Below are 26,576 nucleotides of genomic sequence, written 5' to 3' on the forward strand. Positions count from 1 at the left end.
CTGGTGCGCGTCGTTGAGCCCGCCCGCAGTGCTGGGCAGGTGCCGGGTGTGTCTGGCGGGCCGGTGGCCTGGCGCAGCACGGTGCATGGTTGTGGTCCTCTCTGGAGGGGTTCGGCTGTCGCGTCGGGTCTGCAGGTGCGTGCCGGTCATCGCCTGCACGACGACACCGGCGGTGTCCCTGAGGCGCTGCGCTGATGGTGGAGCCAGGCGGTGATGGCCGTGAACGCGAGCGGTGCCGCCCGGTGCAGGTTGAGGGAATGGCCCGTCCGCGGGACGGTTACCGCTGCCAGCGGCGTGCCGTTCGGGAAGGCGGTGTGTTCGCGCTGGCAGATGTCGGCCGTTGTGGTGCAGGGCTGACCAGTGCCGCAGAACAGGGCGTCGGTGGCACCCATGACGAACAGGACGGGAACGGTGATGGCGCGGCTGTAGGCCAGTTCGTCGTCGGGGGTGAAGGTCAGTTCGCCGGTCGTGGCGGTCGTCTTGGTCTGCTCGTCCCAGCCGGTGGCGCCGCGGGCCGCAGTTTGCGGGTTCAGGAAGTAGCCGGGTCTGCTGCCGGGCCGGGTGGTCATGTAGCCGTCCGGCGGCGCGGTGTCGGCGAACTTCGGGTCGGCGGCGGCCGGGTGCAGGTCGGTGATGAAGCGGGTCATCTCGTCGAGGCGGATGTCGTGCAGCAGGCCGGTGAGCACGAGCGCGTCGACGTCGTGGTAGGTAGCGGCTTCGGCCATCGCGATGACCGAGCCGTAGGAGTGTCCGACGCTGACGACGCGGGTGAACCGGCCAATCGTGCCGTCGCGTAGTGCGCGGATCACCTGGTGGGTGACGGTGGCTTCGGTAGTGGCGGTGACCTGGTCGGCCGGTGGCCGGTCGCTGGCGCCGGTGCTGATGCGGTCGATGAGGTAGACGGCGTCACCGCCGGCCAGTGCCGTAGCGGTGTAGTCGGTGCGCTGGTCGAGGCCGGTCCAGTAGCGGTGGGTGTAGGTCAGCCCGGGGATCAGCACCTGCACGGTAGTGGTCGCGTGGGCGGGCCGGCACAGCCAGCCGGCGAGCCGGTACGGCACTGCGCCGGGGGTGGCAGTCAGCGTGACGGCGAGGTCGTGTCGGGCGCATCCGGGACGCGCCGCTGGCAGGGGCTGTGCCTGCGCGGCTGGCGTGGCCTGGGCGACGCCGGTCAGGATGAGCGCCGCAGCGAGTGCGAGCCGGGTCAGTAGGTGGCGTGTACGCGGCCGTCGTGGGCTCGGGATAGTGGTGGGTGTGGTGTTGGACAGCATGTGCTGCTCCTTCGGTTGGGTGGGTGGGGACGGTCGAGCAACGGGGGTCACTCGACGCTGATGTGGACGTGGTTGGTGTGCCATCCGGCGGGGTCGTTGCCGCCGTAGGGGTTGTTGTAGGCGTGCCAGCCTTCGGAGCGGGTCCAGATGCGGCGGAACCAGATGACGTACTTGATGCCGAGGCGATCGGCGTTGGCGACGGTCCATGCGGCCATCGCGTCGCCGCGGGCTTTCTGGGCTCCGGATGCTTCGCCGCCGGAGGTCATCATGAAGTCGCAGGCGCGGCCCTGGGGGTGTTCGCCGTGGTCGTCGACGCGGTAGCAGCCCGGTTTCGGGAACCCGGCTGTTTTAGCTTGTTGTACGAGGTGCAGCGTCCGTGGTGTCAGGCAGCCGGAGCCGGTGGTCGGGTCGGGGCGGATGCTGCAGGGTTCGTCCGGCCAGGAGCCGTCGGGGTTGCGTGTGACCGGCTGCGCCATCGCGGCGTTGGTGGCTGAGCAGTCGGTTGCGCTGCCGGCCGTGAGGCCTAGTTGCTGGCTGAGAGTGGTGGCGTCGTCTTCCCATTTCGCGTAGGCGTTGGGCAGGGCAGAGCCTTGGACGGCTTGCGCGGCCTCGGTGAGTGGCATGGTCTGCCAGCCGCGGACGGTGGCGAGTTTGTCGTAGAACTTGCCGGCGGCGTAGATCGGGTCACCTAGCTGGGCCGGGGTTCCCCAGCCTTGGCTGGGGCGTTGCTGGAACAGGCCGATGGAGTCGCGGTCACCGCCGGCAAGGTTGCGCAGTGTGGATTCCTGCATGGCGGTCGCGAGCGCGATGATTTGGCCGCGGGCCGGGATGCGTCGTTCGGCGCCGACGCTGACGATCGTGCGCGCGTTGGTCAGTTGGTCGGCGTCCCACTGCTCGGCGGTGGGTTGGCTGCTGGCGGCCGATGTCACCGGAGCGGGGGCGCACTCGTCGTTGATGCTGGTCAGCACCAGCAATGGTCCGGCGAGGCAGCAGCCAACGAGGAGGAAGAAGCCCGCCACCAGGGCGACGACGCGGTTGGTCACGGTTGCCGCCGCGGCAGGCAGGCAGCAGTGGCCGATGACACCGTTCCGGGGCCTGCGGGGTCGGCGAACCGGGTCTGCGTCATGGTGCCGGCGCCGGGCTGGCGTTGTCGATCAGCCACCGCCCGCCGGTGCTGGTGACGGTGACGCGGATGAGTCCTGCATCGGTCCGCACGTCTGCGACCACGACGTCCGTGTCCGCCGAGACCAGGCGCGGGCTGCCGGTCACGGCGTGGGCGGGAATCTGGGCCGGATCGGTGGCCGCGAGCTGCCGCGCGTACGCCGGCGTCACTATCGGCTGCAGGGCGTTGCGCCAGGCGGTGTCGCCGAGCGTGGGCCGGGCCCACAGCCGGACGTAGGTCAGGGCGGCGAGCAACGCGGCATGGCGACGTGGCACGCTGGCAACCGCCGCATGGCTCGTGTCAGGTTCGGGCGGCGCGGTGGCGCTGCATCCGGCTGTCACCGCGACGGCGAGACCGCAGGCGATGGCCAACCGTCGGCGGCTCATGCCGGTACGTCACTGTGTTCGGGCCAGCTGCCGAGGGCGTCATTGGCGGTGGCGGCCATGTCGCGCAGCCGGGTGTGCAGCGTGGTCAGCGCGGTCCGGCGTCGCTGGGCGGTACCGGCGGTGTGCGCTTCGAGCAGGGCGCTGTTCACGGCCGCGCTCTGCTCATCGAGCGCACGCAGGATGCCGAGGTATTGCAGATAGTCGCTGCTGGCCGGATCGCCGACGGCCGACGTGGATGGGACGTCGCCGTCGTGGACGAGGGCGGTGGGGCTGGGCATCAGTCCTCCAGGCCGGGGTTGTCGTAGACGTCGGTGTCGTAGTCGCCGTCGAGGCGCCCGTCGGTCTCGGCGTCGAGGCGTTCGCGTTCCTCGTCGGCGTATTCGGCGGCGCGGTCGTGGGCTTCGGTGTCGTATTCGGCGTCCAGGTCGCTCACGGGCTCGGTCTCCTCTGGCTGCGGTGATGGTTCGTCGGCTTCGGAATCGGTGATGCGCTCGTAGAGCTCGTCGACGTCGCGGTACATGGCCCGCAGGACGGTGGTGAGGCGGTCCCAGGCGTTGTCCGAGGTGACTTCGGCGGGCATGGTCATGACGTGGGCTCCTGCGGGCTACCGGCCGGCCCGGCCGGCCGGTCGGTGAGGTCGGCGGCGGCGATCAGCGCCGCGGCCTCGCGCCACTCGTCGGGCCAGTCGAGGTCGAGGTGCCGGTTGTTGTGGGTGCCGTTGCGGCAGCGGGTGTAGTCGTCGAAGTCGCGCAGCCGCAGGCGGGCGCGGGCGAAGCGTTCGTGCCACAGCAGCGGCCCGTCCGCGGGTGCGGCGTTGTCGTAGGCGGTGTGCCAGGCGGCGGCGAGCGCGGAGAGTTCCTCGATCAGTGGCGGGTGCTGGTACCAGCAGGCCGGGAGTTCTTCGACCAGCTGGTAGCGGTCTACGGCCCAGCCGACCCAGTCGATCAGCCACGCCCACGCCTGCGCGGCGGCGTCGCGGTCGAGTTCGGCCCAGCGCAGCGGCCACGGCATGCTCAGCGGGGCCTTGCGCGGCCCGGCGTTCTGCCCTCGGCCGATCGTGTCGGCCAAGGCGAGGTGTTGCTGATGCAGGATGTCGACGGCCTCGGTCAGCCGAGCCACGGTGGCAGCAAGCTGCGCGACCGCGACCATGTCCGGGCTCGGGTCCTCGGGCAGCTGGAAGTCGAAGGCATCCATCACGCAGCCTCGGCGAGTCGTCGGCGGAAGGCGTCGCGCCCGGCGGTCAGCTCGCCGGCGTCGGGGCGTTCCCACCACGCCGGCACAGCGAGCTCGACCGGGGGGAGGTTGCCGACCAGGGCGAGTGCGCGGCCTTCGGGCAGAGTGCGCAGGTCGGCCAGATCGAGCAGGTTCTCCCGGCGGGTGCTTTCGTTGACCGAGGCCCGGCCACCGCCCCAGGAGTGGCTAGAGGTGATGTCGGTGACCTGCCCGGCCAGGGCTTGGGCGTCGCGCATGCCGGTGACGTCGCTGCTGCCGCCGATGAGCAGCCGGGCGCTGGCGGAGTCGGCGATAGCCCGGCCGCCCTTGTCGCCCCAGCGTTCACGCAGCTGGTGCAGGTTCTGCGCAAAGATTGACACGGCGATGCCGGAGCCGCCGCCCTCATTCATCAGCGACGGCAGGGAGGGCAGCGGGGCAATGTTGGTGATCTCGTCGCCGATAAAGTACAGCGTCGGCTCGATCCGCCCACCTGGCGCGGTCAGGGCGAGACGTTTCGCCTGGTAGAGGATGTCCTCGCTCAGAGCGGCGAGCAACGGCGCGATCAAGGCTTGGGCGTCGCGGGTGCCGACCAGGTAGATGGTGCCGGACTCGCGCAGCCAGTCGACCGGCTTGAACTGGGTCCCGCGCGGCGGAGAGCAGGCTGTCAGGACGCGGGGGTCGTTGAACGCATCCAGGGCGCCTGCGACGACGGTTTGGATAGTGTCGCGGGCCCGGCCGCTGGTTTCGCGGTGCCGGGCGAGCCGGTCGGCCCACGAGTCGACGCCATGCGCCCGCAAGATCCGCTCGGGCCGCGAGTTGGCCGGGTTCTGCGACCACGCCAGAACATCGAGCATGGTGGCGTGCTCATCCAGGGCGGCCGCGTGCAGCAGACCGCGCAGGATGGTGGCGGCCTGGTCGCGGAACCACTTGCCGTTCTCCACGCTCTCGTCGCCGATGCCGGAGCCGGCGGCGAAGCCGTTCGCGCGGAGCATGGCGACGATCTGGTCGTCGGCGCCTTCGATCGGGGACCACGCCATGCGGGGCACGCCGCGGATCTCGCCCTGCGGCTCGAAGATGTGGGTGGGGCCGACCGCGGCCCGGCGGTCGTAGGTGATCTCCGCGACGTCCAGGCGGGTCGAGGTGGTGATGACCGCACCGCGCGCGTCGGCGACCGCCGGTATCACGTACCGGGTGGTCTTGTTGCCGAAGCGCGGCACCGCGGCAGCGAGCAGGGTGTATTCGTTGGCCAGGTAGAGCGGCCGGCCGCTGGTGGCGTCGTTGCCCAGGAACCGGGCGACTTCGAGCGGGTCGTGGCGGCGGGCGGTCTTGGTGGCGCGGGTGAGTTCGTCGTCGGAGTCGAGGATCGTCAGGCCGGGCCGCACGACGTCGACCCGTTTGCGGACCGCGTCGGCGGTCAGCGTGCGGTGCAGGTCAGCATTCGTGGCGAACCCGTGGCGGCGCATCCGAGTCTTGGCGAGGTGCAGGGCAGGGGCGCCGATCCCGGCGAGGATGCCGAAGAAGGACACTGCCCACAGCGGATACAGCAGTCCCGGCCCGCCAATGAGCGGGCGGGCGGTGGCCGGCCACGCGTCGGCGGGGTGGTCCAGGTGCGCGGTCAGGCGTACCACGATCCCGGGCGTCTGCCCGATGGTGGTGTCGGTCCAGTGGTGGTGGGTCAGCAGGGCGGACAGTTGCCCGGCCGTCCACAGCGACACCACGCCGGCCACGGCGATCACGACGAACAGCACGAGCAGGATGAGGCGGCCGAGGATGTCGGCGCGGGCCCGGCCTTGGCGGGGCGGGCGGTGCCCGGGTGAGGACAGCGGCGGGCGGCCCATCACGCCGCCTGCCCGTCGGTGGCGGCGGCCAGGCGGGCGTCGTAGTCGGCGCCGTCGACAGGGGCGGCCGGCTCGTCGGTTTCCATGCGGCTGTCGGTGTGGACCATCGCCGTTTCCATCTGGGACAGCTGGTGTTTGACGACGAAGGAGCGGGTGCCGATCTTCCACAGGCCGACGCCTTGGCGCAGGAAGCGCATCAGGTCGGTCTCGACGTCGGAGGTGCCGAGGAACTCGCGGGCCTGGTCCAGGCTGCCGGTGGCCTGCCGGTAGGAGACCCGAACGCCGGAGTCCTCGATCAGGCCGCGGGCGATGCGGACCTGTTCGGAGTCGGCCGACCCGGACGCCGCCAGATCGGAGAAGCGGTGGAAGGCCAGGACGTTGGCAATGCCCAGCGCCCGGGCGAGTTTGAGTTGTTCGCGCATGCGGCGGATCAGCGGCAGGTGCCGGGCGATGAGAGCGAACTCGTCGTAGAAGCACACCCGTGGTGGGGCGTCCGGCGCCGATAGTTCGGTCTCCAGCCAGGACTGGGCGCAGGTCATCGCCATCGCGGTCATCTGATCGCTCGCGCGGATGGTGCGCAGGTCGAGGATCGCTCCGGGCTGGGTGAAGTCGAGGCGGGCATTGGACTCGACCGGGCCGTCGAACACCCCGCCCAGCGCGCCGGAGATGAGCCGTTCGAGGGCCAGGCGTACCCGGCGCGAGTCGGTGACGAAGGTGTCGACGGGGTAGGCGAGCTGGTCGAGGCGGTGCTGCCACAACGTGGGGTCGCCGGTCGCGGCGAGCACCGCGGACATGGTGGGGGTGGCCAGCCGTCCGGCGGAGGCGTCGTGTTCGCGGGTGACCGCGTCGACGGCGTACTCCAGCAGCGACCGTTCGGCTTCCTGCAGCGGCCCGCCGAGCTGGATCTCGAGGAGTCCTTCGAGCAGCAGCAGCCGGCGTGAGCGCTGCAACTGCCGCCACTGGGCCTCGGTCTGCTGCGGGTAGCGGCGAATCCCGGCCAGGGGGTTCATGATCACGCCGAGGCCGGGGCCGATGCGCACCGGCGTTATGCCTGCGGCGGCGGCGAGCTGTTCGTATTCGCCCTTGTAGTCGGTGCCGTAGAAACGGGTCCCGAACGGAATCCCGCGAAATGCGAGGGTCTTGAGCAGCGAGGACTTGGCTGAGCCGATCTCGCCGGTGACGACCATGTTCGGGGCGGTGATGACTTTCGCTCGGTACAGCTCGTGCAGGCTGAAGGTGAACGCGCTGCGCGAGTACACCTCGAGGCCGATCAGCGGGCCGTCGACCGGCAGGCCCGGGTCGGACACGAACGGATACACCGAGCACAGCTGGGCTGAGGTGGTGGTCAGCGGCGGAAGTTGCATCTGCCAGAACACCCGCCCGGCCGCGCGGCCGTAGGCGCCGTACGCGCCGACCGGCACGGGGCCGAGCAGCCGGTCCTCCTGCCGCGCCACCGCCCGCTGTTCCCGGTCGAGCGCGGTCTGCGCGCGGGTGAGGTCGCGGGCGGCGGCCCGCTGCTGAATGCGATCGGCGAGGGAGCCTTCGCGGCGCAGGACTCGGCGGCTCACGCGGACCACCCCCGGGCGGGCTTCAATCCACGCGCCAGCGGCAAAGCGCCGGCGGCGAACGCCTGGTCCTGTTCCCCGGCCAGGACGATGGCCTCGCACCCGGCCCGCGACAGGATCCGTTTGACCGAGCGGACATCGCGGTCAAGGTCGGGCAGGGTGGGCGCGGTGACGGTGACCAGCAGCGCGTACCGGTAGCGCACGTGCCCGGCGGCCTGCTCCCGGTCGATCTGCTCGACCGCGCGGGCCTCGTCGTCCTCCCGCGCGGTCCTGACAAGCCGCAGTTTGCGTTTGGTGACCTCGTCACCCGCGCGAGACACCTTCTCCCGGCGGGTGGCCAGCTGCGCCACCGCGGCCGGGACCGGCTCGGCGACCAGGGTGACGGTGCAGCGGCAGGTGGTGCGCATGTAGAGCGGGCTCAGCCACGTCGCCGCGACCATCTGCCGCGGCATCTGCGCCACCCACAACGTTCGGGAGAACGCCGAGTCGTGCTGGTAGGTGGTCCAGCCGACGGTGCGGGCGGCGACCGGGCCGGCCAGTCGCGGTTCGACTCCCGCCGCCGTCGGACCGTCGTCCCCGGTGGGGGTGGTGCTGGCGCGCAGGTCGACGACTTCCTGATCGTCGGGGTCGAACTGGGTGCGGATGGTCGCGGCGTACGCGCGTGGGGACAGCCAGCCGCCGGTGGTGATCCCGGCCTCGAGGACGGCGGACTCGATACCGGTCAGCCGGTCCAGCACCACCGCGGCGATCGCCGCGTCTGTCCCACCGGCCTGGGCGATCTCGCCGGAGAGCCGGGCGATGTCGAACACCGCCGACAGGTAGATCTCGTGGCGTTGCGCCGCCGGCGCCGCTGCCGCGGTCAGCTGTGCGAGGGACCGGTAGGCGGCGCTGCTGGTGTCGACGGCCCGGTTGACCAGGTACCGCTGGGCGGCGTTGCCGGTGTCCGGCACCGCGCGGGAGGTCACCGACCAGCGGATCAGGCCAGCGTCGGCGTATTCGCTGCCGAGGATGTTGAGCAGCTGCGCCCAGTCGGTCAGCCGCTGCGCCTGGACATCGCGGTCGGCCAGGATGAGGTTGGTGCCGTAGCAGGTCAGCGCTGCGGTCACCGTTTTCTCGCGGCGGTGGTGCAGCAGGCCGATCTGCGTGGTGCCGTCGGCGGCGGTCGCCTCGAGCCACACGTAGGCGGCGGCCGGGCCGGGCAGGTCCATCCACCGCTCGACACCGTTCGGCGCGTACGGGCCGCCACGGTAGTCGCTCTGCCCGGCACGGCGTTGCAGCAGAGCTCCGGCGACGACCGGCGCCCACTCGGTCACCCGGCGGCCCTTGAACCGCAGCAGGCCCAGCGTGACGAGCAGCACGCAGCCAGCGAACGCGCTGATCGCGGGGCCGCGCTGCCCGGCGACGAGCAGGTTGAGGGCCACGACGGCGGCGATGACACCGGCCATGACCAGGGCGATCTGGGACCAGGCGAACCCGAGGACCGCTCCGCGCGTCGAGCGCGGCGGGAACTGGAATTTCATCCGTTCTTCTCTTCCGTCGAGGTCGGGTTAGATCGGCACGATGGGCACTTCGGCGGCCGTGGCGGCAGCACCCTCGCCGCTGCTCGCGGCGCCCGAGCGGCCACCGGACTGCTCGCTGTCGGCTGATGAGTGCTGCTGCGGTGCGGGCTCGGACGCTGCTTCCGGTGCGGCGGCGGGTGGCTCACCCGCCGTCGCGGCGCCCGGTTCTCCGGTGACGCCACCGGCCGGTTGGGCTGTCTGGACCCCACCCGGGGTGAGCGGCAGCGCCCCTTGGAAGCCGGTGGCATCGCCGGGAGCGGTGAGCTGCCCGGACGCCATGTCCTGCTGCGCGCTGTGCGCACCCGACCGGATGCCGTCGGTCTCCTCGCCGTTCGGGGTCTCACCGGCCCCGCTCGGGCTCTGTTGCTCACTGCCGGCGTCCTTGGCGGTGTCGCCGACCTGCCCGCCGTCGGCGCCGGTCGATGCGGCGTCGCCCACCCGCCGGCCGGGGCCGTCACCGATACCGGTTGCACCTTTGGCGGTGTCGACCGGGCTGGTCGGCATGCTCGCGGTGTTTTCGTCCATGAGGCCGGCGGCGCCGGACGCCGGACTCCCGCCACCGCCGCTGGCGTCGGCGGCACCGGCCCGGAATCCGTCAACGGCGTCGGCGCCCACCTGCAGCGGGCCCCCTGCGCTCGACAGGATGCCGTGGGCGTTGACGTCGGACAGGTAGCCGTCCCACAGCGTTGTCAGCCGCAGCAGGATCCAGGGCGCCACCACCATCAGCCAGATCAGCAGCACCCCGCGCAGCGCGTTCATCAGGTCGTCCGACCCGTATGCCGTCCGGGAGCCGTAGATCCACAGCTCGGCGATGAAGAATTTGCTGCTCGCGAGGGCGTTGACCGTCCAGAACCAGCGGCGCCCCCAGTGCCGGGTCTCGTGCATGGCCTGCCCGGACATCGCAACGGCGCCGAACAAGGCGGCGCCGGTGGCCAGCACACCGCGAAACAGCATGATGACGAACAGCAGGAGCAGCCCGATCGTGGCCAAAACCGCAAGCAGCAGCGCGATGAACAACGTCCCGGCGCCGCCGGTGAGGTTGCTGAAGCTGGCCACCAGCGTCGACGGGTCGTACAGCGTCCGGGCGTTCGCGTCGATGACCGCGTTGGTGGCCTGGTCCCACGCCGCGACGATCGTGTAGGCCAGGCCGCCGGCGAAGGTGACACCGAGCACCGCCCGCACGAGGCCGCCCAGCGACGCGACCGGGCTGGGCCCGGCGGTGGTGCGCAGCCCGTTGATGATCGTGGAGAGGATGAAGAAGACGAAGATCAGGCCGACCATCACGCCGGCGAGGGAGTTGTACGTGGAGTAGAACGCGGCGTCCGGGGAGGAGATCGCGGTGACCGTGAAGACCCAGCTGGCAAGCTTGGACAGCAGGAACACCACGCCCTGCACCGCCACGTCCACGAGCCCCTGGATGCCGGTGCGCACACCGGCCTCCAGAGCCTCATCGGCGTTGCGTTGCACCTTGCAGCGGACGTCAGCGGCCGGGCAGTCCGGCGGTTTGGGGTCCGGGTCGTACATCTGCGCCGCCCACGCGGACACCTGCTGGCGGCAGAGGTTGTACTTCAGCTCGGCGGATGGCTGGGTCTGGGAGCCGGGGTTGTAGCCGACGGGCAGCTGCGCGGCACAGTTGATCAGCCCGGTGGGTCCGGCGCCCGTGCTCGGTCCATCCATGAGCACTGACGCGGTCCCGTCGCGCGGGCTACCGCTCAGGGTGATCGACGCGGCGGCGCAGGACTGCTTGTCGGCGTCGCTGGCCGCTTTGCTGCACTGGGTGACCCAGTGCGAGCGCCCCGGGCCGGTGGGCTTGTCCACGTGCACCGCCCACGGCATGCACCACGCGACCGCCCCAGGTGCCTTCGCCGCGCACCCCGCATCGACGACCGGACTCGACGGTGCAGGGCTCGGGGCGGGGGCGGCCTCGGCGCGGACCGCCGCGCCGAGCAGCATCGCGATGCACGCCGCGGCCAGAAGCAGCCCGCGCGCGATTCCCGCCCGCCGAGAGGCGCGATGCTCGGCGCCGGGCCGTGCGGCCTCGGTCGCGTGCAGGGCCGAGCTCACAGCACCAGCAGCCCGGCGATGATGGCCGTGGCCGAGCCCACGATGATCGCGACCAGGCCGTTGCGCCACATCATGCTCTTGCCGCGATCGGAGACGATGTGAGCTCCGAAGATCGGGCCGACGCCGAAAGCGATGGCTCCCGCGACCAGGCCGCAGAACGCGGCCACCCCGCCGAGCCACATGACGGCGTTCATGATCGTGTAGAAGATCCCGGACTTGGGGATCGCCGAGCCGTCGGGGTGGACGCGACCCCAGTCGAACCCGCCGGGGCCGTTCGACGGCGTCGGCGTCGGCCCGGGCGCTGCCAACAGGTTTTGGACGTCGGCGGGAAGCCGCACGGCGAGCCAAGCAGTCAGCGTGGAGATCATCAGGCGCGCTCCTTTCGGGCGGCGATGGGTAAGGCGACGCGGGGATCGGCGCACCGTGCGATGACGGCGTCGGCCAGCTGCACCAGCGCGGTCCGCGTCTGCTTCTTCAGGCGCCGCGCGTTGACCGGCTCGGGCCGGGCGAGCTGTGGGTCGTAGGGGATCGACACGACGTCGGGAACAGCCGTGGCGGCTTGCTGCAGGACGGCGCGCACCGTGCGCTCGGTGGCCGGAGAGGCGGCGACGACGGCCAGCACTGCCCGGTCGACCACGGCGCCGTTTCCAGTCGCGCGCATATGGGTGAGCAGGCGCATCGTGTGGTGCAGGCTGTCGGTGGCCGCTCGGGCGACCAGTACCGGCGCATAGGCGGCGGCCAGGGTGCGCCATACTCCGGCGATCAGGGCGGGCATGACGTCGCAAATCGTGAGCGGGTAGAGCCGGCGCACCGCCTCGACGACTGCCGCGGCTTCGTCATGCCGTGGCGGGCGCCGGCCCTGCCCTTCGGTTTCCCCGACCAGCGCCAGCAGCCCCGAGGGGCTGCGCTGGGTCCACCGCTCGACCTCGTGGTGGCTGGTCAGGGTATGCAGGTCGCGAACCGCGTCCCACACAGTCCCGGCGTTCAACCGGCCGACGCGTTCGCCGAGACCACCCCAGGGCACCGGGTGCATGTCGACGGCAACGACCGGCCCCGGCACTGCAAGCGCGAACACATCGCCGAGCGCGGCGACCAGCGTGGACCGGCCGACTCCGCCATCGGCGGACGACACCGCGATCATCGCACCAGGGCGCAGGGCGGCCGCACGTAGCCAGGCCCGTTCCGCGACGTCTGCCGGTCCGAACTCGCCGGGTACTGCCCGCGCTCGCACCACGAGCGACTGGTTCACCGGCTGCGCGTCGCCAGCTGCTACCGGGAAGGCAGGCCTTTCCGTTCCGCTGTCCAGCGATGCGGAGTCGCCAGAAGCCGGCGTTGCATCAGCGGGTGGCGCGGCGGGCGCGGCGATCGAGAGCACCATCCACCCCCTTGGAATTGGTTCTGTGTCATCACGTTGTTTGCCGGCCACATGCGATTGATGGGGGCAATCGCACGTGGCCGACGAAATGCGGCCGATAAGTACCGGCCGGTGACCCGAGCAGCGGGGAATCGCCCGACAACGTTTTTCAGCGCGTCGGACTATCACTGCCCGAGGCGACGAGCGACGCCCCCCTTGGACGCATATCCATCGCTCGTCACCCGATCGCAAGACGTTTCGCGGAACTGTGGATCGGTCACGCGATCTACCCTGCCTTGGCGGTTATACCGACGGCAGTTGTCCGGAGCTGTCCTTGGCTAACCCGCACAACGCTTTTGTGGGTGGCCGAGCGCAGTTGTCAGATGACTTGGACGTGACAGTCGTCGCCTCATGACCAGCCGGCATGGGCCGAGCTCACAGGTGCTTCTGCTGCGTCAGGGCCGCTGCTGCCATTGCGTTGGACCGGCGTGCCGGTGACGGCTAGCCTCGGTCGGTGGCCTTCTGGCGGCGCCGAAAAGCGTCTTTCCCCGTCGACGAACTGCTGCGCCGCCGCGTCGAGGACTGTGTGGACCGCCGGAACGCAGGTCCTGCACTCGAAGGCCAAGCACTCGTCGACACCTCGCAAGCGATCGATGCCTTGCTGCTGCAGCGCCATCAGGGCGCGGTGCTGCCGATCGGTGTGCTGGCCGATGTCATCGTGGTGCATCGCCTGAGAGCGACCGGGCTGGCGAGCGCGGACGACGCACACGCGTACGTCGCTCTCGCCGTGTGGATGCACGCAGTAAACGGGGGCGAGGTGGCACCTCAGCTTCGCCACGAGGTCGATGACGCCATCGCGCGCGGCGCCGAGACAGACGAGCCGATCGCGTTGCTGCGTGCCTTGCAAGGCCATGCCGCGGCCGTTCGGTCGCACTGGCTGAAGACGCAGGATCCAGCACTCGCGGACATCGTCGTCGCTGTTTTCGTGCGGCTGCTCGACCACACAACGGACGACGACTCTGCCTATGCAACCAGGCTGCTCGACCTTGCCGGCGTCACCGCGTCGCGCACCAGGTTTATGCCCTCAGCGGCGGCGTCTGACCTCGATGACGCCATCAATTTTGCAGAACGCGCTCTGCGCCATCCGCGGATTACCCAGGCCGCGATTCGGCGGGCCCACCAACTGCTCGGCCCGCTGCTGGTGACCCGGCTCGAACGCGATGGTGCCCGCACGGACTACGACCAAGCGGAGACTTCATTCAGCGCCCTCGTTGATCTCGCCGTAGATGAAACCGAACGAGAACAGTGTCAACGCGACGTGATAGTCCTGCGTCAGCAGTACGAACATTGGGGTCAGTGAAATTACCGGGGAACGCGCGGGCCCGCGGAATTGTCGTGTATGACGGGGCACCGTCGCGCGGGTTGCTGCTGAACGGGCAGGCTGACGAGCCGGCGTAGGGCCGCGCTGGGCTTGAATTGCTGCTGGAACCCGGCGGTCAGGGCGAGATCCGGCAATCGGCGGGCCAGTGCGCGCAGCGCGGTGGTGAGTTCGAGGCGGGCCAGGGCGGCGCCAATGCAGTGGTGCGGGCCAGCGCCGAACGCAAGGTGCTGCCCGGCGCGGCCGCGGCGGGGATCGAAGACTTCCGGTTCGTTGTAGACGGTGGGGTCGTGGTTCGCTGCGCCGATCAGGGCCAGGCATCGGCTGCCGGCCGGGATGGTGACACCGTCGAGGGTGACGTCGGTGGTGGTCAGGCGCAGCCAGCCGTCGATGGCGGGGCTGTGCCGCAGGGTTTCTTCGACGTGCAGGTTGAGGTAGTGCTCGTCGTCGGCCAGCAGCGTCCACCGGGCGGGGTCGGCCAGGCCGTGGGCAAGGGCATTGCCGATGGCTCCGGCGGTGGTGGTCCAGCCGATCGCGATCACGTTGAGCGCCAAGGCGGCGACCTCGGCGACGGTGAGGTTGCTGTCGTCGTTGTTGCGGTAGCGCAGCAGTTCACCGATCAGACCGGACCCGTAGTCGCCGCTGTCGGCTCGGCTGGAGACGATGTCGGCGCAATGCCGCCACAACGCGACGCTGGAGTGCGCGTGCGCGATCTGCGCTTCGGGTGTGGGGTTGCCCCAGACGAGTTCGGCGAAGTCGTCGGTCCAGGCGCGGATCTGCTCGGCATCAGTGGCCGGCAGGCCGAGGACCTCATGGATGATCAGCAGCGGCAGCTGCACCGCGAAATGCATGAGGTCGGTCGGCTCGTCGGCATTCATGCCGGTGATGATGTCGTCGGTGCGGGCCGCGACGAGCGGCCCCCACAGTCGCTCGGCGTGCACCGCGGTGGTGGGCATCAACGCCCGCAGGATCGCGCGGGTGCGTAGGTGATAGGGGCGATCCGCGGCAACGGCCACCGCCGGGGCGTCGAGACCGGCCAGGATGTCGCCGGCCTCGGTGGTGAGCGCGGTGATTGGCAGCATGGTGGCGGCGTTGCTGATGTCGGTGGTGTCGGACAGCACGGTGCGCACGTTGTCGTGTCCGGCGATCAGCCACACCTTGAGGTCGTCGTCGTAGCTGACGGACGTGGCGGTGGCGTTGAGGCGCCGCCAGGTGGTGGCGGGGTCGCGGCTGTAGGGGCTGCTGAACGGGTCGAGTTTCATCGCTTGCTCCTGAAGGAGGAGTCGGGAGGTTCGGTGGTGGCTCAGGCGAGCGAGACGTGGTGGCGCTGCAACCAGGCGTTGACGTCGACGAGGTAGGCGACGGTCGCCCGAGGGCGGTCGCTTGCTGGACCGACGGGCCGGGTGAGCAGGTCGGTGACGCGGTCTCGGTCCAGCAGCGGGCGCAGTGGTGCTTCGCGGTCGTCGAGGATGTCGCGCAGTTGACCGATACGGGATTTCTGCCATCCGTCGAGCAGGTCGGCGCTGGGGAACTGGCGTGGCCGAAGCCACGTGGTCTCGGCAGGCAGCAGGCCGGCGAAGGCGTGCCGGAGCAGCCCGTTCGGGATGCCGAGCAGGTGCCGCAGGCCTGTCGGCGTGTTGAACAGGTAAGCCGCGAGCAGCCAGTCGGCGAACGGGGTGCGCACGGTCACGCCGGCGGTGTCGGCGAGCTGGCCGAGGCGGGTCAGCAGGTGCGGCAGATATCGAGTGAGGGTCAGGTATGCCATCGTCCGTCGGCGTCGCGCGAGTGGGCTGGCGCCTGCCAGGTGCGGAACGCCGTGGGTGGCCAGCTCGTAGCGGTGCCGCCGGTACACCCTGGGCTCGAGATGACGACGGGCGTCGGCATTCAGCAGATCTACGGGGTCACCGACGCCGGGCCAGGGGAAGTCGTCGGTGACCAGGGTGAGCGGGTCGTGCAGCCACCGGTAGCCACCGAACACCGCGTTGGCGCCGTCACCGGTCACGACGCTGGTACTGCCGGCGGCTGCGATCCGTCGTAGCCCCGCGAGCAAGACGGCATCCACGCCGGCCTCGCCAGGAAAGTCGAGGCTCTGGTGCGCGGTAGGGGCTATGTCGAGAAGCGTGTCCGCACCGATGGTGAGCACGCTGTGCCGCAGGCACAGGTGCTCGGCGACCCGCTCGGCCTGGTCCACATCCGCGCCAGCGGCCGATAGCTCGTTCGGGCCGTTCACGGCCAAGGTCCAGGCAGCGGGCCGGTGCCCGCGTGTACCCGCGGAGTAGGCAGCGGCGGCGGCCGACGCGACGCCCCCTGACAGCAGCACCGCCCCCGCCGGGTGTGTGCGAGTCGCCGCGGTGGTTTCGGCCAGCGCTTGACGAACGACGTGCACGGCGGTGCCGGCGTCGGGGCGCGGGTCGTCGGCCTCGAGATACCAGTATGAACGCCGTCGCAGCCCGCCCGAGTCTGCCTGGACGAGTTCGGCGGGCAGGACCTCGTCCACCCCGTGAAGGACGCCGTGGCCGGGTGTACGAACCGGGCCGAGCGTGAGCAGCTCATTGAGCCCGTCGGCGTTGACGACCGGTTTGACCTCCGGATGGGCCAGCAGCGCGGTGGCCCGGGTCGCGAACACGATGCCGCCGTCGACCATCGCGTAGAACAAGGTGCGGGCGCCGAGCGGGTCGCGGATGAGCAGAAGCTGCCGAGTGAGGTTGTCCCAGATGGCGATGGCATACGCGCCGTCGATCCGGTCGACCAGGCCAGCTCCCCACGCCCGGTAGGCGTGCAGAAGCACCTCGGCGTCCCCCGACAATGGCCGCGGCCGCCCGTACATCTGCTCGTCGAGATGATCGCGGTTGGTCAGCTGCCCGTCGATGGCCAGCGCCAGGTCTGGGTCGGGACGTTCGGGATGCCGCCAGTCGGCGAATCCGCCGTTCATCCCGAGATGCGCGAACGCGGCGCGTCGGGCCAGCCGGACGACGTCGCGCCGCAACGCACCGGCCGTGAGCGCGACGGTCATCGCGTTGACAGCGGGTCGCTCGTCGCGCAGGTCCCGCGTGGGATGAATCCATCCGGTGATTGCCATGCTGATTCCCCCGATGAAGCAGTGATCGGGCGCAAGATCAGGTGCGGTACAAGTGGTGGTGGTTCAGCGGGCCTCGAGGTGCACGAGGCAGCCCGGCGCCACCCCGTGCAGAGCGGCCATCGCCTCGCCGCTAACGCCCATCCCGCCGCCGGCGATCGGCGAACCTATGGGGCTTGATCCGGTATGGATGGTGAGCAGACCTGCCTCACGGTCGTGCAGGTGCATGGCCAGACGCAGCACAATTGGTGGTCTTGCCGGCCCGCGACGGACGCTCGCCAAGACGAAGGTCCGTCCGGCGGGGTACGGATCTCGCTCGGCATCCAGGTCGGCCGGCCAGGCCCCTACGAGCTGCTCAGCACGTAGCAGGCTGAGCATCCCGGCACGCAGCGCCACGTGGATGCGGTAGTGGCTGCGGGCGGTGGTGACTCGGCTGGCGTCGAGCCAGCCGGTGGCCCCGTTCGGGCGCGTCGGAAGCAGGACCCGCACCCAGCCTGGTTCCCGCTCGATGACCGGCAGCCATGCTTCGCTGCCAGCCCAGACAGGCCGGATACGCGCAATGGGACTTCCTCCGACCGCGTCGAAGACCACGAGTGTGACACGGGGATGAACCGTGTAACCGGTGCCGGGTTGATGCTGACAGTCATCGCGGGGCGCACCAATCAGTTCGGCCTGGCCTGTCAGCTCGACGAGTTCTTGCATCGCCGCCGTCCGCAGAAATGGAACCGGCACACGACTCGCGCGCCTTTTCATAGGACACGGAACGGATTCGCAACGGCCGGTCGCTGACAGAGAGGCCCGAAGTCTGCCGACTCGTGGCGGTACCGAGCAGCCCTGACAACCTGCGCTTCCCACTGAGGGCGGCCATGGCGAGGATGATCTCGGTGGCGGCGAGTTCGTCGTTGCTTATAGCTTCGGCTGGGTATCCCGATAAGCTCGTGGTCACGCTCCCTCGCGCCTCCGGGTCGGCGGCCTGCAGAAGGTTGTCCCTGACGTGGGTACGGCCGGAGGCTGCCGCTGCCGGTCGCGACGATCGGTGCAGCGGTCAGAAAACATGCCAGGAGATGGCGCAGGCGCATGGTCGAGAGACCTTTCTCGTGAACAGCAGGGAAGACCTAGCGGAACCTGCTTTTCGTCACGCATGGACCGCGCCCTCGAGCTTCCGCGCACCGGCAGGCGACGATGAGCAAGCGCCGAGCGACGGCCACACGGCGATGTTGTCGGGACAGATTGGCCAGCGCTGAGACATTTGCGTCGAAGCTGGTCCCTCGGCGCCTCGCGCGGGCGGTTGCCCATATCCAGATCGGGGGTGAGCCGCGGCCTGAAAGACTCGGCTCTTGAGACGTACGAACGTTTGTCACGAGTTCGACCTTCGGCGACGTCGCCCGCTCGGGGTAGCTAACCGGGGCTGTCCGGGGCTGTCCTTCTAGCGAATTTGACGCACCCAGCTGACAGCCGGAGGTAACGATCAAGAGAGTGTGGGTTGACACAGACGGCTGAGGCCGGAGCCCACTGGCGGCGTAACCGCTTGAGCCGCTTCGTTCCGGCACGCTCGGCTAAAAGACGAAGTCTTGGTCGACGGGCAAACCAAGGCCGGCGACGTCAATGTCCAGCGCCGCGGCGATCAGATGTAAGCTGTACTGATTTGGGTGCTTGCGATCGTTCTCCCACTTGCTAATCATGATAAGCAATGAATGCAGCGTCGCAGTCCCTCGATGTTCGGCACCGACTTCGCGCATGCGATACGCCAGCTGCAGCTGCGACCACTGCTTAGATAGTCGAGCGCGGCGCAGCCGACGGCCGTAGGTCAGTGACTCCTCTGAGTCGTTGACTGTCGTCCCAGCCTCGGCCATTCCCGCTGCTGCTTCCTCTTCCCTCTCCGACTCCGAACGTGAGCCGTTGGGGCTGAGCGCCGCGCCGGTCGCGTGCGTGGTGGCCGGATTGTCGCAGATGCCAAACACATCGTCCCCCATGGCGAAGTTCGTGGCCCTCCATGCAGTATTTTGTTCGCCGCAAATGCCTCAATGCCGTCGTAGACCCTCGTGCTGCGCCTGCCGCCTGCATCATCAGCACGAGCACTCGCGCCTGCGGTCGCATTGGAAATCCCGCTTTTGGCTGTCAGCGCCAACACCGAAGGCGGCGCTCATCTGAGCGGTCATGAGATGCGCGTCGGGCAGATTGCGGTGGTAGTGCACCCACCTGACGATGCCCATCAGCACACCGTCCGGACCGGGCGAGCCGGCATGGTGCTACCGCACCTCGCAGGGGACGACGGGCGGTTCAAAAGCAACAGTTCTTGGCCGCCGGGCAGCCGGCACGGGGGTATTAGCTCGTACCCTGCTGCGGTCAGCACCTTCACCTGTTCGGCATTGGTGGCCGCGGTGAACGCAGGAATGCCTGCTCGGTCGAGACTATGGTGACGGTAGTCCAGCAAACTTGCTGCTGCGTCGCCGCTGGCGGCCAGCACCGCCAGCCGTACATGGCCACCGAGTGGGCTACAGCGGTCCAGCAACTGCTGGTACTCCAGCAGTTGCTGGACGCGTATCGGCCACAAGCGGCGGTCAGGCGCGAGGTAGTGCGGCAAGGCCAGCGATGGCTGGGTCTTGTCTAGCCAGATCGCGGCGGCGCCCCGGTCCTTGGTCCAGTCGGCGTACCCGTTGCCCAAGGCCTGCTCGATGAGCAAGGAGTACCAGGCCATGAGCACCATCGAGCGGTTCTCGACTTCGGGAACTAGCCAGGCCGCCGCTGCGGTGTCCCACGTGTAGGCGGTCGCCAGCCCGGCAAGGTGGCTGATGTCTTTCCTGCCTGTAGCCATTACGGTCGTTTCGGCCGGCATCTGCGCGCTCCTGACTCGATCAACAGGTGTGAAAGTGGAGGTCACATGCACCTCCTAGCCAGTGCGAAAGATCACCGGCCGGTGCAGGTCCGTTGCTCGGCGCGACATCCCAGTTCGGCCTCTGCAACGGATAGGGCATGCCGCCAACTCCGATGGAATCGTGGCCGGCCGGGTACTGATCGGCGAAACGCCACGATGGTGCGCTCTCGATGAAAGCGCCGTGACCTTCACGGCCTCCGAGAGGTCCGGCCGCACTGCCGGCAATCGACGCGCCACATCTCCTAACGGGGCTGGCCCAAGTCGCCGTCAAAATCGCTGTAGCAATCAGAGGCGTGACGGCGGACAGCATGATCGGCAGCCTATTACTCAACAAAGCTCTCCTTATCCAACTCCGATGCATAAGACTGAAATGGCGTGGGACCGCGAAAACGGGCATGCTGAATCGACCGAAGGAGCGGCAAACCGGCGCGCATTCGCAGTGCTGCGGGCCGCAGGTTACGGCTCGGCGAACATTACATGCGACCAGGCTCCGCGACGCGCGGAATAGTCGCAGTTTGGTTCATGGTGCTGGGGCGCGATCAGCGCCCCGGATGTCGCCAAGCGCGAAACCGATGGGCTGAGGTTCTCCCTAGTCCAGGCGGGCAGTCATGACTTCGGGCGCAGCGGTAAATGCGCAAGCACCTGCACAAGAAGGCGATCTCTCATGTGGTCGATTCTGAGACCCAATCGCTCTCGACGGAAGAGATTTCACCGAGAAGCCCTGGACACGTCTGGACAAAGGAAGGCGAATTTACAATCAGGCGCAAGCTCGGCAGTATGCGCGTGACCAGCCAGGACTTGGACGCATTGTCCAGACGTGTTCAGGACACCTAACGGCGCCGAGCACCGCGTCGCCTCTGCGCCTCAAGCCGGTAGTAGCGTTGGACAGGCAGGCCCAGGTCGGACACGTCGACTCTCAAAGCCTTGGCAAGGATGCGCCGGTTGTACTCGTCCGGGAGGACCTTGTTGCGCTCCCATCGACTGGTGTACGTGGCGAACGTTGACTGGTCCGTTCGGTCCCGGTACTGAGCGTCGATTCTTTTCATCCGCCGGGCAAGCACCGCTTGGGACCAGCCCAGGTGTGCGCGACGACGACGGATACGGTCGCCGACGGTGAGCGACCCGTCGTCGCTGGGCGTGTCCGCGTCAGCGGACACCGAGGTGACGTGCATGTCGATTACTCCTTGGTCGGGCGATACCGAGGGCTTTCGATCGGGAAGACGACAGTCCGCCGCCCTCGATCTGAGGGTCGGACTAGACAACGCGCCGCTCCTCAGCGACTGCTGCGGGGTGCGCGCCATAGAGCGGGAAGACTCGTGCCTTACGGACCACGCAGCAGATGCGAGAAAGCGTCAGCACCTACGATCCGCCAAGTGCGATACATCACTCACGTGATGTAGAGCCGCGAAGACGGCACGGGTTCTCGCATCCAGGGCATGCTCCCGGCGAGCCTTCCAGCGATATGCCCCCCTTCGTAGGCCCGAAGTTGGGGCCCCCTCACGCCGGCCCCCGGCGTAGGTGGAACGGCAAAGTCACATCGACAGACCCCTCTGCCGACGCGTCGGCCGACCCAACCTCCGCGAGGACCAACTGTCGGTTGTTCCACACCGTCGACCGCAAACTGTGATCGATCGACGACCGCGCCAGCATAGATTGATCAACGCCATAGTCAAAGGACTTCCGAACAGGAAAAACCCTGGCGATAGTGAACGTTCTTTCGCTGGTGCACATGCACGTGCATATGGTCGTGTACGGGTCAGACCTTGACGAGACGTCAACTCGTGGTTGATGCTGGCTCCACTGTGGCCAACTGTCAGTGACGCCTCGGGGGCGTTGGCCACTCTGATCGTGAAGGTGGGAGACTTCGTTGTCGCCGGGATACGAGTGGGAGCGCCGACTCTCCGAACGCCTGCAGCACCTCTATAACGAGGTGCCTGGAATCTCGGATCGATGGGTGGCGGACGGCCTCGCTGAGCTGGGTATCGACATCACCCCCCAATACGTCCAGCAACTGCGGACGGGAACCAAAACGAAGCCGTCGCTCGACATCGTTCATGGCTTGGGTAAGGTCTTCGGGCTTTCAACTTCTTACTTCACCGACGACGACGCACAGGCCCAGCGCATCCAGGACCAGATCGCTTTCGTCATCGCGATGAGAGACGGCGGCGTGCGCCAGTTGGCGCTCCGGGCATCGGAGCTTGACCCGGAAGCTCGGCAGTGGGTGATGGAGACGGTCGAGAGAGAGCTGCGGCTGCGCCGAGAGGGCAACCCTCCAAAGGCCGGACCGAAGCGGGGCCAACCGCGGCGAGGTCAACAGTAACGACGGTCATGCACCCATTCGTAGACGGGTCGGGCCCGCGGACCGGAGAGACGGGGTAATACCTAGTGAGTTCCAGAGGCCCGAAAGCCGGCTCATTCCGTCCCCAATTGCTGCGCCGGTGCGCTAATCAGGGAGGTTGGGGCAGGTGAGGGCTAAGAACGCCATGCTGGATCGGTGCGTACAGATCGTCTCCGCCGCGCCCATTCCACAGCCGTTCAGTTTGGAGGCGCTTCGCCACAACGTTGCTGCGCAACGTGGGCGCCCGCTTACCTTCCATTCGCTACCTCAGCCAACCGCACCGGAATTTCCCAGCGGCATGTGGCTCGGAACCGGAACTGCCGACCACGTATTTTACGACGGCCAAACAACTGACCTCCATATTCGGCACATTATCTTCCACGAGCTCGGGCACATATTCTTCGATCACAATGCCGCCGGGCTGGCCGACAATGACCTTTTGTACGGCGCTGCCGACATGCTAGATCCTACTCTTATTCGGCGGCTGCTTGGCCGCATCCGTTATTCGACCGTAGAAGAGCAGGAAGCCGAGCTGGTCGCCACTCTTATGGATGAAGCAGTCGAGTCGCTGTCGCGTGGGTCGCGATCGGGAAAACTACCGCGTCTGGCCCTTTCTCTCGGCTATCAAGGCGAACGTTAAGGAAAATTTGCCATGGAGCTTGTGAAGACAGCAGGACTAATCAGTCTGTGGCTTGTCGTCGGGCTGCTCACTCCCATCGCTATTCGTGATCGTGAACGTCGCCTATTGTGGTTGATGCTCGTCTTAGTAGCCGCCGAGTCGACGCTGTACCGATCAGACGTGCAGGATCCCCTCTATTCAGCACTGAACGGCCATGTTGTGTTCCTCGGCGTTCACATCATCAGTCTCATTGAAGCAGTCATCGTGCTCGATCTCCTGATAGCCATCACGAACCGACCACGCTTCCGCTTCCTAGCCGTGACAGCGGGAGCTGCGGTAGGCCTAGCGATGCTGGCTATGTACTATTTCTCAAGGCCGATCGCGCCAACGGTAAGTGTTCCGCCTGAGATCCCCATTGCGTACTGGCATACACTTTCTGTTTTCCATACCGTGGCACATCTTATCGCTATGGTCATGTGCTGGCGCGCAGCTGCTCAGGTCCGGAGAACCATGCGATTGAGCCTGATTACTCTTGGTGTCGGCATGCTGCTGATCTGCATTCCATGGGCACTCAATCTTGGATGGCTGCTCACCGACGACACTCGCTGGCTAGACCCGATACCACCGATCGACGCGGTAACGTGCCTGTGCTTTGCTTTGGCCGCAACACCGCCGCTGGCTGTTGCAGGTCACCGCCGCATGAAGTCGCTTCGTGCCCTGCGTCGGCTGGGCCCACTGTGGATGGACCTGACTACAACAGTTCCGGACGTCGTCTTCAATTCGGCGTCGACAGGGGTGCCTATGCCGCGGCGGCAGTCATTCAACCTGCACCGGCGTCTCGTGGAGATCAGGGACGCCATGCTGACACTTCGTTCCTACATAGGACCAGACGCGCTCCCAAATATCGAGCACTACGTAAGCGACAGTGGTCTCGCCGGCGTCGAAGCCAAAGCGGCGACAACTGCGTGCTGGATCGCATTAGCCGTCGAACGCAAGAAGCATGGCGAAGAGCCTCACGCTCAAACCCATGATCTCGCCGGATTCAAAGGCGGCGACCTAGACGATGAATTGGATTACCTACTGAGGGTCGCCCGGCACTACAGATCATCACTGGTTAATTCATATCTAGACTCCGTCAAATTGAGAGCCTGAGAAGAAGCGGCACGCACGTCTGACTATGACTTTATTGCCTTATCTCTTCACCGTCTCTTTGGAGCCGCCAAATAGGGCATCGAACTGCCGGTGTTGGCGGAAGGCTGGATTGATCGTAAGGACGAAACGTGGCTAAGCACCGTCCTACTTTGATGTTTGTGCACGCACACCCCGACGACGAAGCAAGCGGCGGTGGGGTCCTCGCCCGCTACGCCGCCGAAGGAGTCGAAACTGTGGTCGTCACCTGTACCGACGGCCGTTGCGGTGATGGACCTGACGGAGTAAAGCCAGGCGAACCTGGTCACGATCCGCTCTCGGTCGCAGCAACGCGCCGTACCGAACTGGCCAATAGTTGCGCTATCCTAGAGGTAGCGCATCTAGAAACGCTCGGATATGCCGACTCCGGAATGATGGGCTGGACCACAAACAGCGTCCCTGGATCATTTTGGGGGACCCCGGTAGCTGAGGCCGCGCGTAGGCTCGCCGCCCTTATGCGTAGATATCTTCCTGACGTGGTTGTGACCTACGACGAGAACGGATACTACGGACACCCCGATCACATTCAGGCGCACCGCATCACAATGGAAGCGGTCGCGGCTACCCGAATCCCTGCCAAGGTTTATTGGTCGACGTCGCCTCATTCCAGCATTGCCGCATTCGGTGCAGTGCTACGTGAGCTCGGAGTCGATTGGGAGGAGGCTCGCTTCGACCAACATGACGGAGACCCGCCCTTCGGTCTGCCGGACGAGCAGATCAGCACCAAAATCGACGTCCGGCCGTTCGCTCGGCAGAAATTTGATGCGATGGCCGCACACAGCAGCCAGGGCGAGAACGCAGAACTGCTCCGTATGGGCAATGAGCGGTTCACTGACCTGATGGGGATTGAGTATTTCCTGCGGGTGTACGACCGAACTGGAGCGGAACTCCCTGAGACAGATCTACTTGCTGGACTGCGCTGAATCCCTCGCCGAATAGTCAGAGCTAATGACGATGTTTAGAGCTGCTAACACGATCTGTTGAATCGATGTTGATCAGCGCAACGATGTGAAGATCGGTCTCGTTCGGCCGGGTGTGCGCAAGCCGTGGATCGTCGATGATCAGTTGTGGGAGTTGCTCGAGCCGCTGCTTCCGCCTTGGCCGGTGAGGGCGCCTGGTCCTCGTCCGGTTCCCGATCGGCAGTGTCTGCAAGGGATCTTGTATGTGCTGCATACCGGGATCGGCTGGGAAGACCTGCCGCAGGAGCTCGGGTTCGGCGCGGGGATGACGTGCTGGCGGCGGATCAAACGCTGGACCGACGCCGGCGTGTTCGACGACCTACATCGGATCCTGCTGGCGCAGCTGAACGCGGCGAACGAGATCGACTGGTCGAGGGCGGTGATAGACGGCAGTCACATCGACGCGAAAAAGGGGGTCCCGGGACAGGTCCGTCCCCGGTCAACCGCGGCAAGCCGGGTTCCAAGCATCACCTGATCTGTGACGGTAACGGAACCCCGATCTACGTCCTCACCAGCGGCGCGAACGTGCCGGACATCAGCCGGGCGATCGACCTGCTCGACGGCTACCCACCCATCGCCGGACGCCGCGGCCGGCCTCGCCGCCGCTTCGAGGTCCTCCTCGCCGACAAGGGCTACGACAGCGAAGCCTTCCGCCAGGCCTGCCGGCAACGCGGCACCGAGCCGGTCATCCCGCGTCGCAAGACCGCCCGGATCAAGGGCCTGGGCAAGCTGCGCTACGTCGTGGAACAGAGCATCGCTCTGCTGCACCAGTTCCGCCGGCTGGCTATCCGCTGGGAACGACGCCTCGACATCCACGACAGCCTGGTCAGCCTGGCCTGCGCCCTGATCTGCTGGCGGCGCTTGATCAAATCCCGCCAGCAGAGATCGTGTTAGCAGCTCTTACGAGCACGACGATGTTTGAGGCGGCCTCTTCCGGTGGTGCCGGCCCGTCTCCCGGGCCGACGCCGCCTAACGTCGCCTGATGCGACGAGCTTCGTGCCGTCCATCCTGGCAGGACGCATTGCCAACTGCGTCGACGCGGTCATCGGTTTCGGAACCCACATCGATGCGCTGCTCACACCGGCCGGAAGTGGTGGCCGACTTAACTGTGGCGGCCGACCCGGAGGGTGCCGCCTCGTTGCTTGGCGTTTGCTGATCAGCAAAACGGGGCCGGCGGGCCCACAGAAGACCGATGACCGGGACGCGGTCCGCGCCGCCCGCGCCGTGCTGGCCGCTGGCCGCTGGCCATCAATCTTTTCAAATCCTTAGTCCATCCCCGATGACGTCCCGCGCGAGCAGTCCGCGGCCGCAGCACCGTCCAGCATCCCAACACGCCGCCGCCTTCATCGACGTCACCGCCAGCAGCACGCTCGAGCGGCTGCGCCGCTCGCAGATGCGTGAGGTCGCCTACCAGATCCAAGCCCTGAACCCACGTCACGCGCTGAAAGCGCTTCGCTGCGTCATCGGCCAGGCAAACGTTGCGAGGGCTTCTTTAAGCGCTGCGCGGCGCTCGCCAGGCGCCCAGGCGTTGAGGCACCGACCCGCTAGCTTGAGCCGGCCGAAGCACACCAGGCTGGCCGACCGCGTGAGGCGCCGTCGGGCGTTCTAAGACCCTGGTAAATAAGGGTTTCAGGTGGCGTGGTGGCGGGCGAGGCGGCGGGTCATGATGTTGATCATGGCCCACTGGACCATCGCGGCGTGATGTTGCGGTAGTCGTTCGTAGTCGCGGACGGTT

Annotated in this window: 24 protein-coding genes; 6 read left to right on the forward strand and 18 right to left on the reverse strand. The window is 67.6% G+C overall.

What is annotated here, in order from left to right; translation table 11 throughout:
* Positions 1-146: 146 nt before the first annotated feature.
* The 12 genes from QSK31_RS40065 to QSK31_RS40120 all read right to left on the reverse strand — a co-directional run bounded on the left by QSK31_RS40065 (position 147) and on the right by QSK31_RS40120 (position 12,432).
* Positions 147-1,268, reverse strand: coding sequence for an alpha/beta fold hydrolase (locus QSK31_RS40065; RefSeq protein ID WP_285690002.1), 1,122 nt, complete (start codon positions 1,266-1,268; stop codon positions 147-149).
* A gap of 47 nt (positions 1,269-1,315) precedes the next feature.
* Entirely contained in the window at positions 1,316-2,287 is a 972-nt protein-coding gene (locus tag QSK31_RS40070) for a VldE C-terminal domain-containing protein (RefSeq protein ID WP_285690003.1), read from the reverse strand.
* A 103-nt stretch (positions 2,288-2,390) separates the two neighbouring features.
* The gene (locus QSK31_RS40075; protein ID WP_285690004.1) at positions 2,391-2,705 is read right to left on the reverse strand and encodes a hypothetical protein; all 315 of its coding nucleotides are present in this window, start codon (positions 2,703-2,705) and stop codon (positions 2,391-2,393) included.
* A 107-nt stretch (positions 2,706-2,812) separates the two neighbouring features.
* Positions 2,813-3,094, reverse strand: a complete 282-nt coding sequence (locus QSK31_RS40080; RefSeq protein WP_285690005.1) for a hypothetical protein — start codon at positions 3,092-3,094, stop codon at positions 2,813-2,815.
* Positions 3,094-3,402 (reverse strand): hypothetical protein, encoded by a 309-nt coding sequence (locus tag QSK31_RS40085; protein WP_285690006.1) that lies wholly within the window; start codon positions 3,400-3,402, stop codon positions 3,094-3,096. The genes QSK31_RS40080 and QSK31_RS40085 overlap by 1 nt, the downstream gene beginning before the upstream one ends.
* Entirely contained in the window at positions 3,399-4,010 is a 612-nt protein-coding gene (locus tag QSK31_RS40090; protein ID WP_285690007.1) for a hypothetical protein, read from the reverse strand. Before QSK31_RS40090 ends, QSK31_RS40085 begins: the two co-directional genes overlap by 4 nt.
* On the reverse strand, positions 4,010-5,866 hold the full coding sequence (locus tag QSK31_RS40095; protein ID WP_285690008.1) for a type IV secretory system conjugative DNA transfer family protein: 1,857 nt from the start codon (positions 5,864-5,866) through the stop codon (positions 4,010-4,012). Before QSK31_RS40095 ends, QSK31_RS40090 begins: the two co-directional genes overlap by 1 nt.
* Entirely contained in the window at positions 5,866-7,434 is a 1,569-nt protein-coding gene (locus tag QSK31_RS40100) for a putative type IV secretion/conjugal transfer ATPase (RefSeq protein ID WP_285690010.1), read from the reverse strand. Before QSK31_RS40100 ends, QSK31_RS40095 begins: the two co-directional genes overlap by 1 nt.
* The gene (locus QSK31_RS40105; RefSeq protein ID WP_285690011.1) at positions 7,431-8,951 is read right to left on the reverse strand and encodes an SCO6880 family protein; all 1,521 of its coding nucleotides are present in this window, start codon (positions 8,949-8,951) and stop codon (positions 7,431-7,433) included. The genes QSK31_RS40100 and QSK31_RS40105 overlap by 4 nt, the downstream gene beginning before the upstream one ends.
* 27 nt (positions 8,952-8,978) lie before the next feature.
* Positions 8,979-11,054: a hypothetical protein gene (locus tag QSK31_RS40110; RefSeq protein WP_285690012.1), complete on the reverse strand. Its 2,076-nt coding sequence runs from the start codon at positions 11,052-11,054 to the stop codon at positions 8,979-8,981.
* Positions 11,051-11,422 carry a hypothetical protein gene (locus QSK31_RS40115; protein WP_285690013.1) on the reverse strand — a complete coding sequence of 124 codons (372 nt, stop codon included), beginning with the start codon at positions 11,420-11,422 and terminating at the stop codon, positions 11,051-11,053. The genes QSK31_RS40110 and QSK31_RS40115 overlap by 4 nt, the downstream gene beginning before the upstream one ends.
* Positions 11,422-12,432, reverse strand: coding sequence for a CpaE/TadZ family protein (locus QSK31_RS40120; protein ID WP_285690014.1), 1,011 nt, complete (start codon positions 12,430-12,432; stop codon positions 11,422-11,424). The genes QSK31_RS40115 and QSK31_RS40120 overlap by 1 nt, the downstream gene beginning before the upstream one ends.
* A gap of 490 nt (positions 12,433-12,922) precedes the next feature.
* On the opposite strand from QSK31_RS40120, the gene QSK31_RS40125 reads away from it, so the two are divergent.
* Complete coding sequence (locus QSK31_RS40125; protein WP_285690015.1) at positions 12,923-13,768, forward strand: hypothetical protein; 846 nt, start codon at positions 12,923-12,925, stop codon at positions 13,766-13,768.
* Positions 13,769-13,770: 2 nt separating this feature from the next.
* On the opposite strand, the gene QSK31_RS40130 is transcribed toward QSK31_RS40125, so the two are convergent.
* The 6 genes from QSK31_RS40130 to QSK31_RS40155 all read right to left on the reverse strand — a co-directional run bounded on the left by QSK31_RS40130 (position 13,771) and on the right by QSK31_RS40155 (position 20,909).
* Positions 13,771-15,048, reverse strand: a complete 1,278-nt coding sequence (locus QSK31_RS40130) for a cytochrome P450 (protein ID WP_285690016.1) — start codon at positions 15,046-15,048, stop codon at positions 13,771-13,773.
* Between the two features lie 41 nt (positions 15,049-15,089).
* On the reverse strand, positions 15,090-16,865 hold the full coding sequence (locus tag QSK31_RS40135; protein ID WP_285690018.1) for an asparagine synthetase B family protein: 1,776 nt from the start codon (positions 16,863-16,865) through the stop codon (positions 15,090-15,092).
* A 63-nt stretch (positions 16,866-16,928) separates the two neighbouring features.
* Positions 16,929-17,564, reverse strand: coding sequence for a hypothetical protein (locus QSK31_RS40140; RefSeq protein ID WP_285690019.1), 636 nt, complete (start codon positions 17,562-17,564; stop codon positions 16,929-16,931).
* A gap of 854 nt (positions 17,565-18,418) precedes the next feature.
* Positions 18,419-18,835 carry a helix-turn-helix domain-containing protein gene (locus tag QSK31_RS40145; RefSeq protein ID WP_285690020.1) on the reverse strand — a complete coding sequence of 139 codons (417 nt, stop codon included), beginning with the start codon at positions 18,833-18,835 and terminating at the stop codon, positions 18,419-18,421.
* A 239-nt stretch (positions 18,836-19,074) separates the two neighbouring features.
* Positions 19,075-19,698 carry a hypothetical protein gene (locus QSK31_RS40150; protein WP_285690021.1) on the reverse strand — a complete coding sequence of 208 codons (624 nt, stop codon included), beginning with the start codon at positions 19,696-19,698 and terminating at the stop codon, positions 19,075-19,077.
* Between the two features lie 869 nt (positions 19,699-20,567).
* On the reverse strand, positions 20,568-20,909 hold the full coding sequence (locus QSK31_RS40155) for a helix-turn-helix domain-containing protein (RefSeq protein WP_285690022.1): 342 nt from the start codon (positions 20,907-20,909) through the stop codon (positions 20,568-20,570).
* Positions 20,910-21,691: 782 nt separating this feature from the next.
* Between QSK31_RS40155 and QSK31_RS40160 the strand changes: the two genes are divergently transcribed.
* The 5 genes from QSK31_RS40160 (at position 21,692) to QSK31_RS40185 (ending at position 25,735) form a co-directional block, all read left to right on the forward strand.
* Positions 21,692-22,057 carry a hypothetical protein gene (locus QSK31_RS40160; protein ID WP_285690023.1) on the forward strand — a complete coding sequence of 122 codons (366 nt, stop codon included), beginning with the start codon at positions 21,692-21,694 and terminating at the stop codon, positions 22,055-22,057.
* A 145-nt stretch (positions 22,058-22,202) separates the two neighbouring features.
* Positions 22,203-22,715 carry a hypothetical protein gene (locus QSK31_RS40165; protein WP_285690024.1) on the forward strand — a complete coding sequence of 171 codons (513 nt, stop codon included), beginning with the start codon at positions 22,203-22,205 and terminating at the stop codon, positions 22,713-22,715.
* A gap of 12 nt (positions 22,716-22,727) precedes the next feature.
* Entirely contained in the window at positions 22,728-23,846 is a 1,119-nt protein-coding gene (locus QSK31_RS40170) for an MAB_1171c family putative transporter (protein WP_285690025.1), read from the forward strand.
* 152 nt (positions 23,847-23,998) lie between these two features.
* Positions 23,999-24,805, forward strand: a complete 807-nt coding sequence (locus QSK31_RS40175) for a PIG-L family deacetylase (protein WP_285690027.1) — start codon at positions 23,999-24,001, stop codon at positions 24,803-24,805.
* A gap of 127 nt (positions 24,806-24,932) precedes the next feature.
* A protein-coding gene (locus QSK31_RS40185; protein WP_502873086.1) for an IS5 family transposase occupies positions 24,933-25,735 on the forward strand; the annotation gives its coding sequence in 2 pieces (ribosomal slippage) (positions 24,933-25,248 and positions 25,248-25,735; 804 coding nt in all).
* Positions 25,736-26,576: the final 841 nt, after the last annotated feature.

Origin of the sequence: Actinoplanes sp. NBRC 103695 (genome assembly GCF_030269485.1) — a bacterium.
Lineage (GTDB): Bacteria > Actinomycetota > Actinomycetes > Mycobacteriales > Micromonosporaceae > Actinoplanes.

Excerpts from the sequence above, each read along its gene's own strand:
- QSK31_RS40085 (WP_285690006.1), bottom strand. The coding sequence starts at position 3,402 with ATGACCATGCCCGCCGAAGTCACCTCGGACAACGCCTGGGACCGCCTC.
- QSK31_RS40080 (WP_285690005.1), bottom strand. The coding sequence starts at position 3,094 with ATGCCCAGCCCCACCGCCCTCGTCCACGACGGCGACGTCCCATCCACG.
- QSK31_RS40150 (WP_285690021.1), bottom strand. The coding sequence starts at position 19,698 with ATGCCGGCCGAAACGACCGTAATGGCTACAGGCAGGAAAGACATCAGC.
- QSK31_RS40155 (WP_285690022.1), bottom strand. The coding sequence starts at position 20,909 with ATGCACGTCACCTCGGTGTCCGCTGACGCGGACACGCCCAGCGACGAC.
- QSK31_RS40115 (WP_285690013.1), bottom strand. The coding sequence starts at position 11,422 with ATGATCTCCACGCTGACTGCTTGGCTCGCCGTGCGGCTTCCCGCCGAC.
- QSK31_RS40130 (WP_285690016.1), bottom strand. The coding sequence starts at position 15,048 with ATGAAACTCGACCCGTTCAGCAGCCCCTACAGCCGCGACCCCGCCACC.
- QSK31_RS40120 (WP_285690014.1), bottom strand. The coding sequence starts at position 12,432 with ATGGTGCTCTCGATCGCCGCGCCCGCCGCGCCACCCGCTGATGCAACG.
- QSK31_RS40145 (WP_285690020.1), bottom strand. The coding sequence starts at position 18,835 with ATGGGGGACGATGTGTTTGGCATCTGCGACAATCCGGCCACCACGCAC.
- QSK31_RS40170 (WP_285690025.1), top strand. The coding sequence starts at position 22,728 with ATGGAGCTTGTGAAGACAGCAGGACTAATCAGTCTGTGGCTTGTCGTC.
- QSK31_RS40135 (WP_285690018.1), bottom strand. The coding sequence starts at position 16,865 with ATGGCAATCACCGGATGGATTCATCCCACGCGGGACCTGCGCGACGAG.
- QSK31_RS40175 (WP_285690027.1), top strand. The coding sequence starts at position 23,999 with ATGTTTGTGCACGCACACCCCGACGACGAAGCAAGCGGCGGTGGGGTC.
- QSK31_RS40105 (WP_285690011.1), bottom strand. The coding sequence starts at position 8,951 with ATGAAATTCCAGTTCCCGCCGCGCTCGACGCGCGGAGCGGTCCTCGGG.
- QSK31_RS40140 (WP_285690019.1), bottom strand. The coding sequence starts at position 17,564 with ATGCAAGAACTCGTCGAGCTGACAGGCCAGGCCGAACTGATTGGTGCG.
- QSK31_RS40095 (WP_285690008.1), bottom strand. The coding sequence starts at position 5,866 with ATGGGCCGCCCGCCGCTGTCCTCACCCGGGCACCGCCCGCCCCGCCAA.
- QSK31_RS40090 (WP_285690007.1), bottom strand. The coding sequence starts at position 4,010 with ATGGATGCCTTCGACTTCCAGCTGCCCGAGGACCCGAGCCCGGACATG.
- QSK31_RS40065 (WP_285690002.1), bottom strand. The coding sequence starts at position 1,268 with ATGCTGTCCAACACCACACCCACCACTATCCCGAGCCCACGACGGCCG.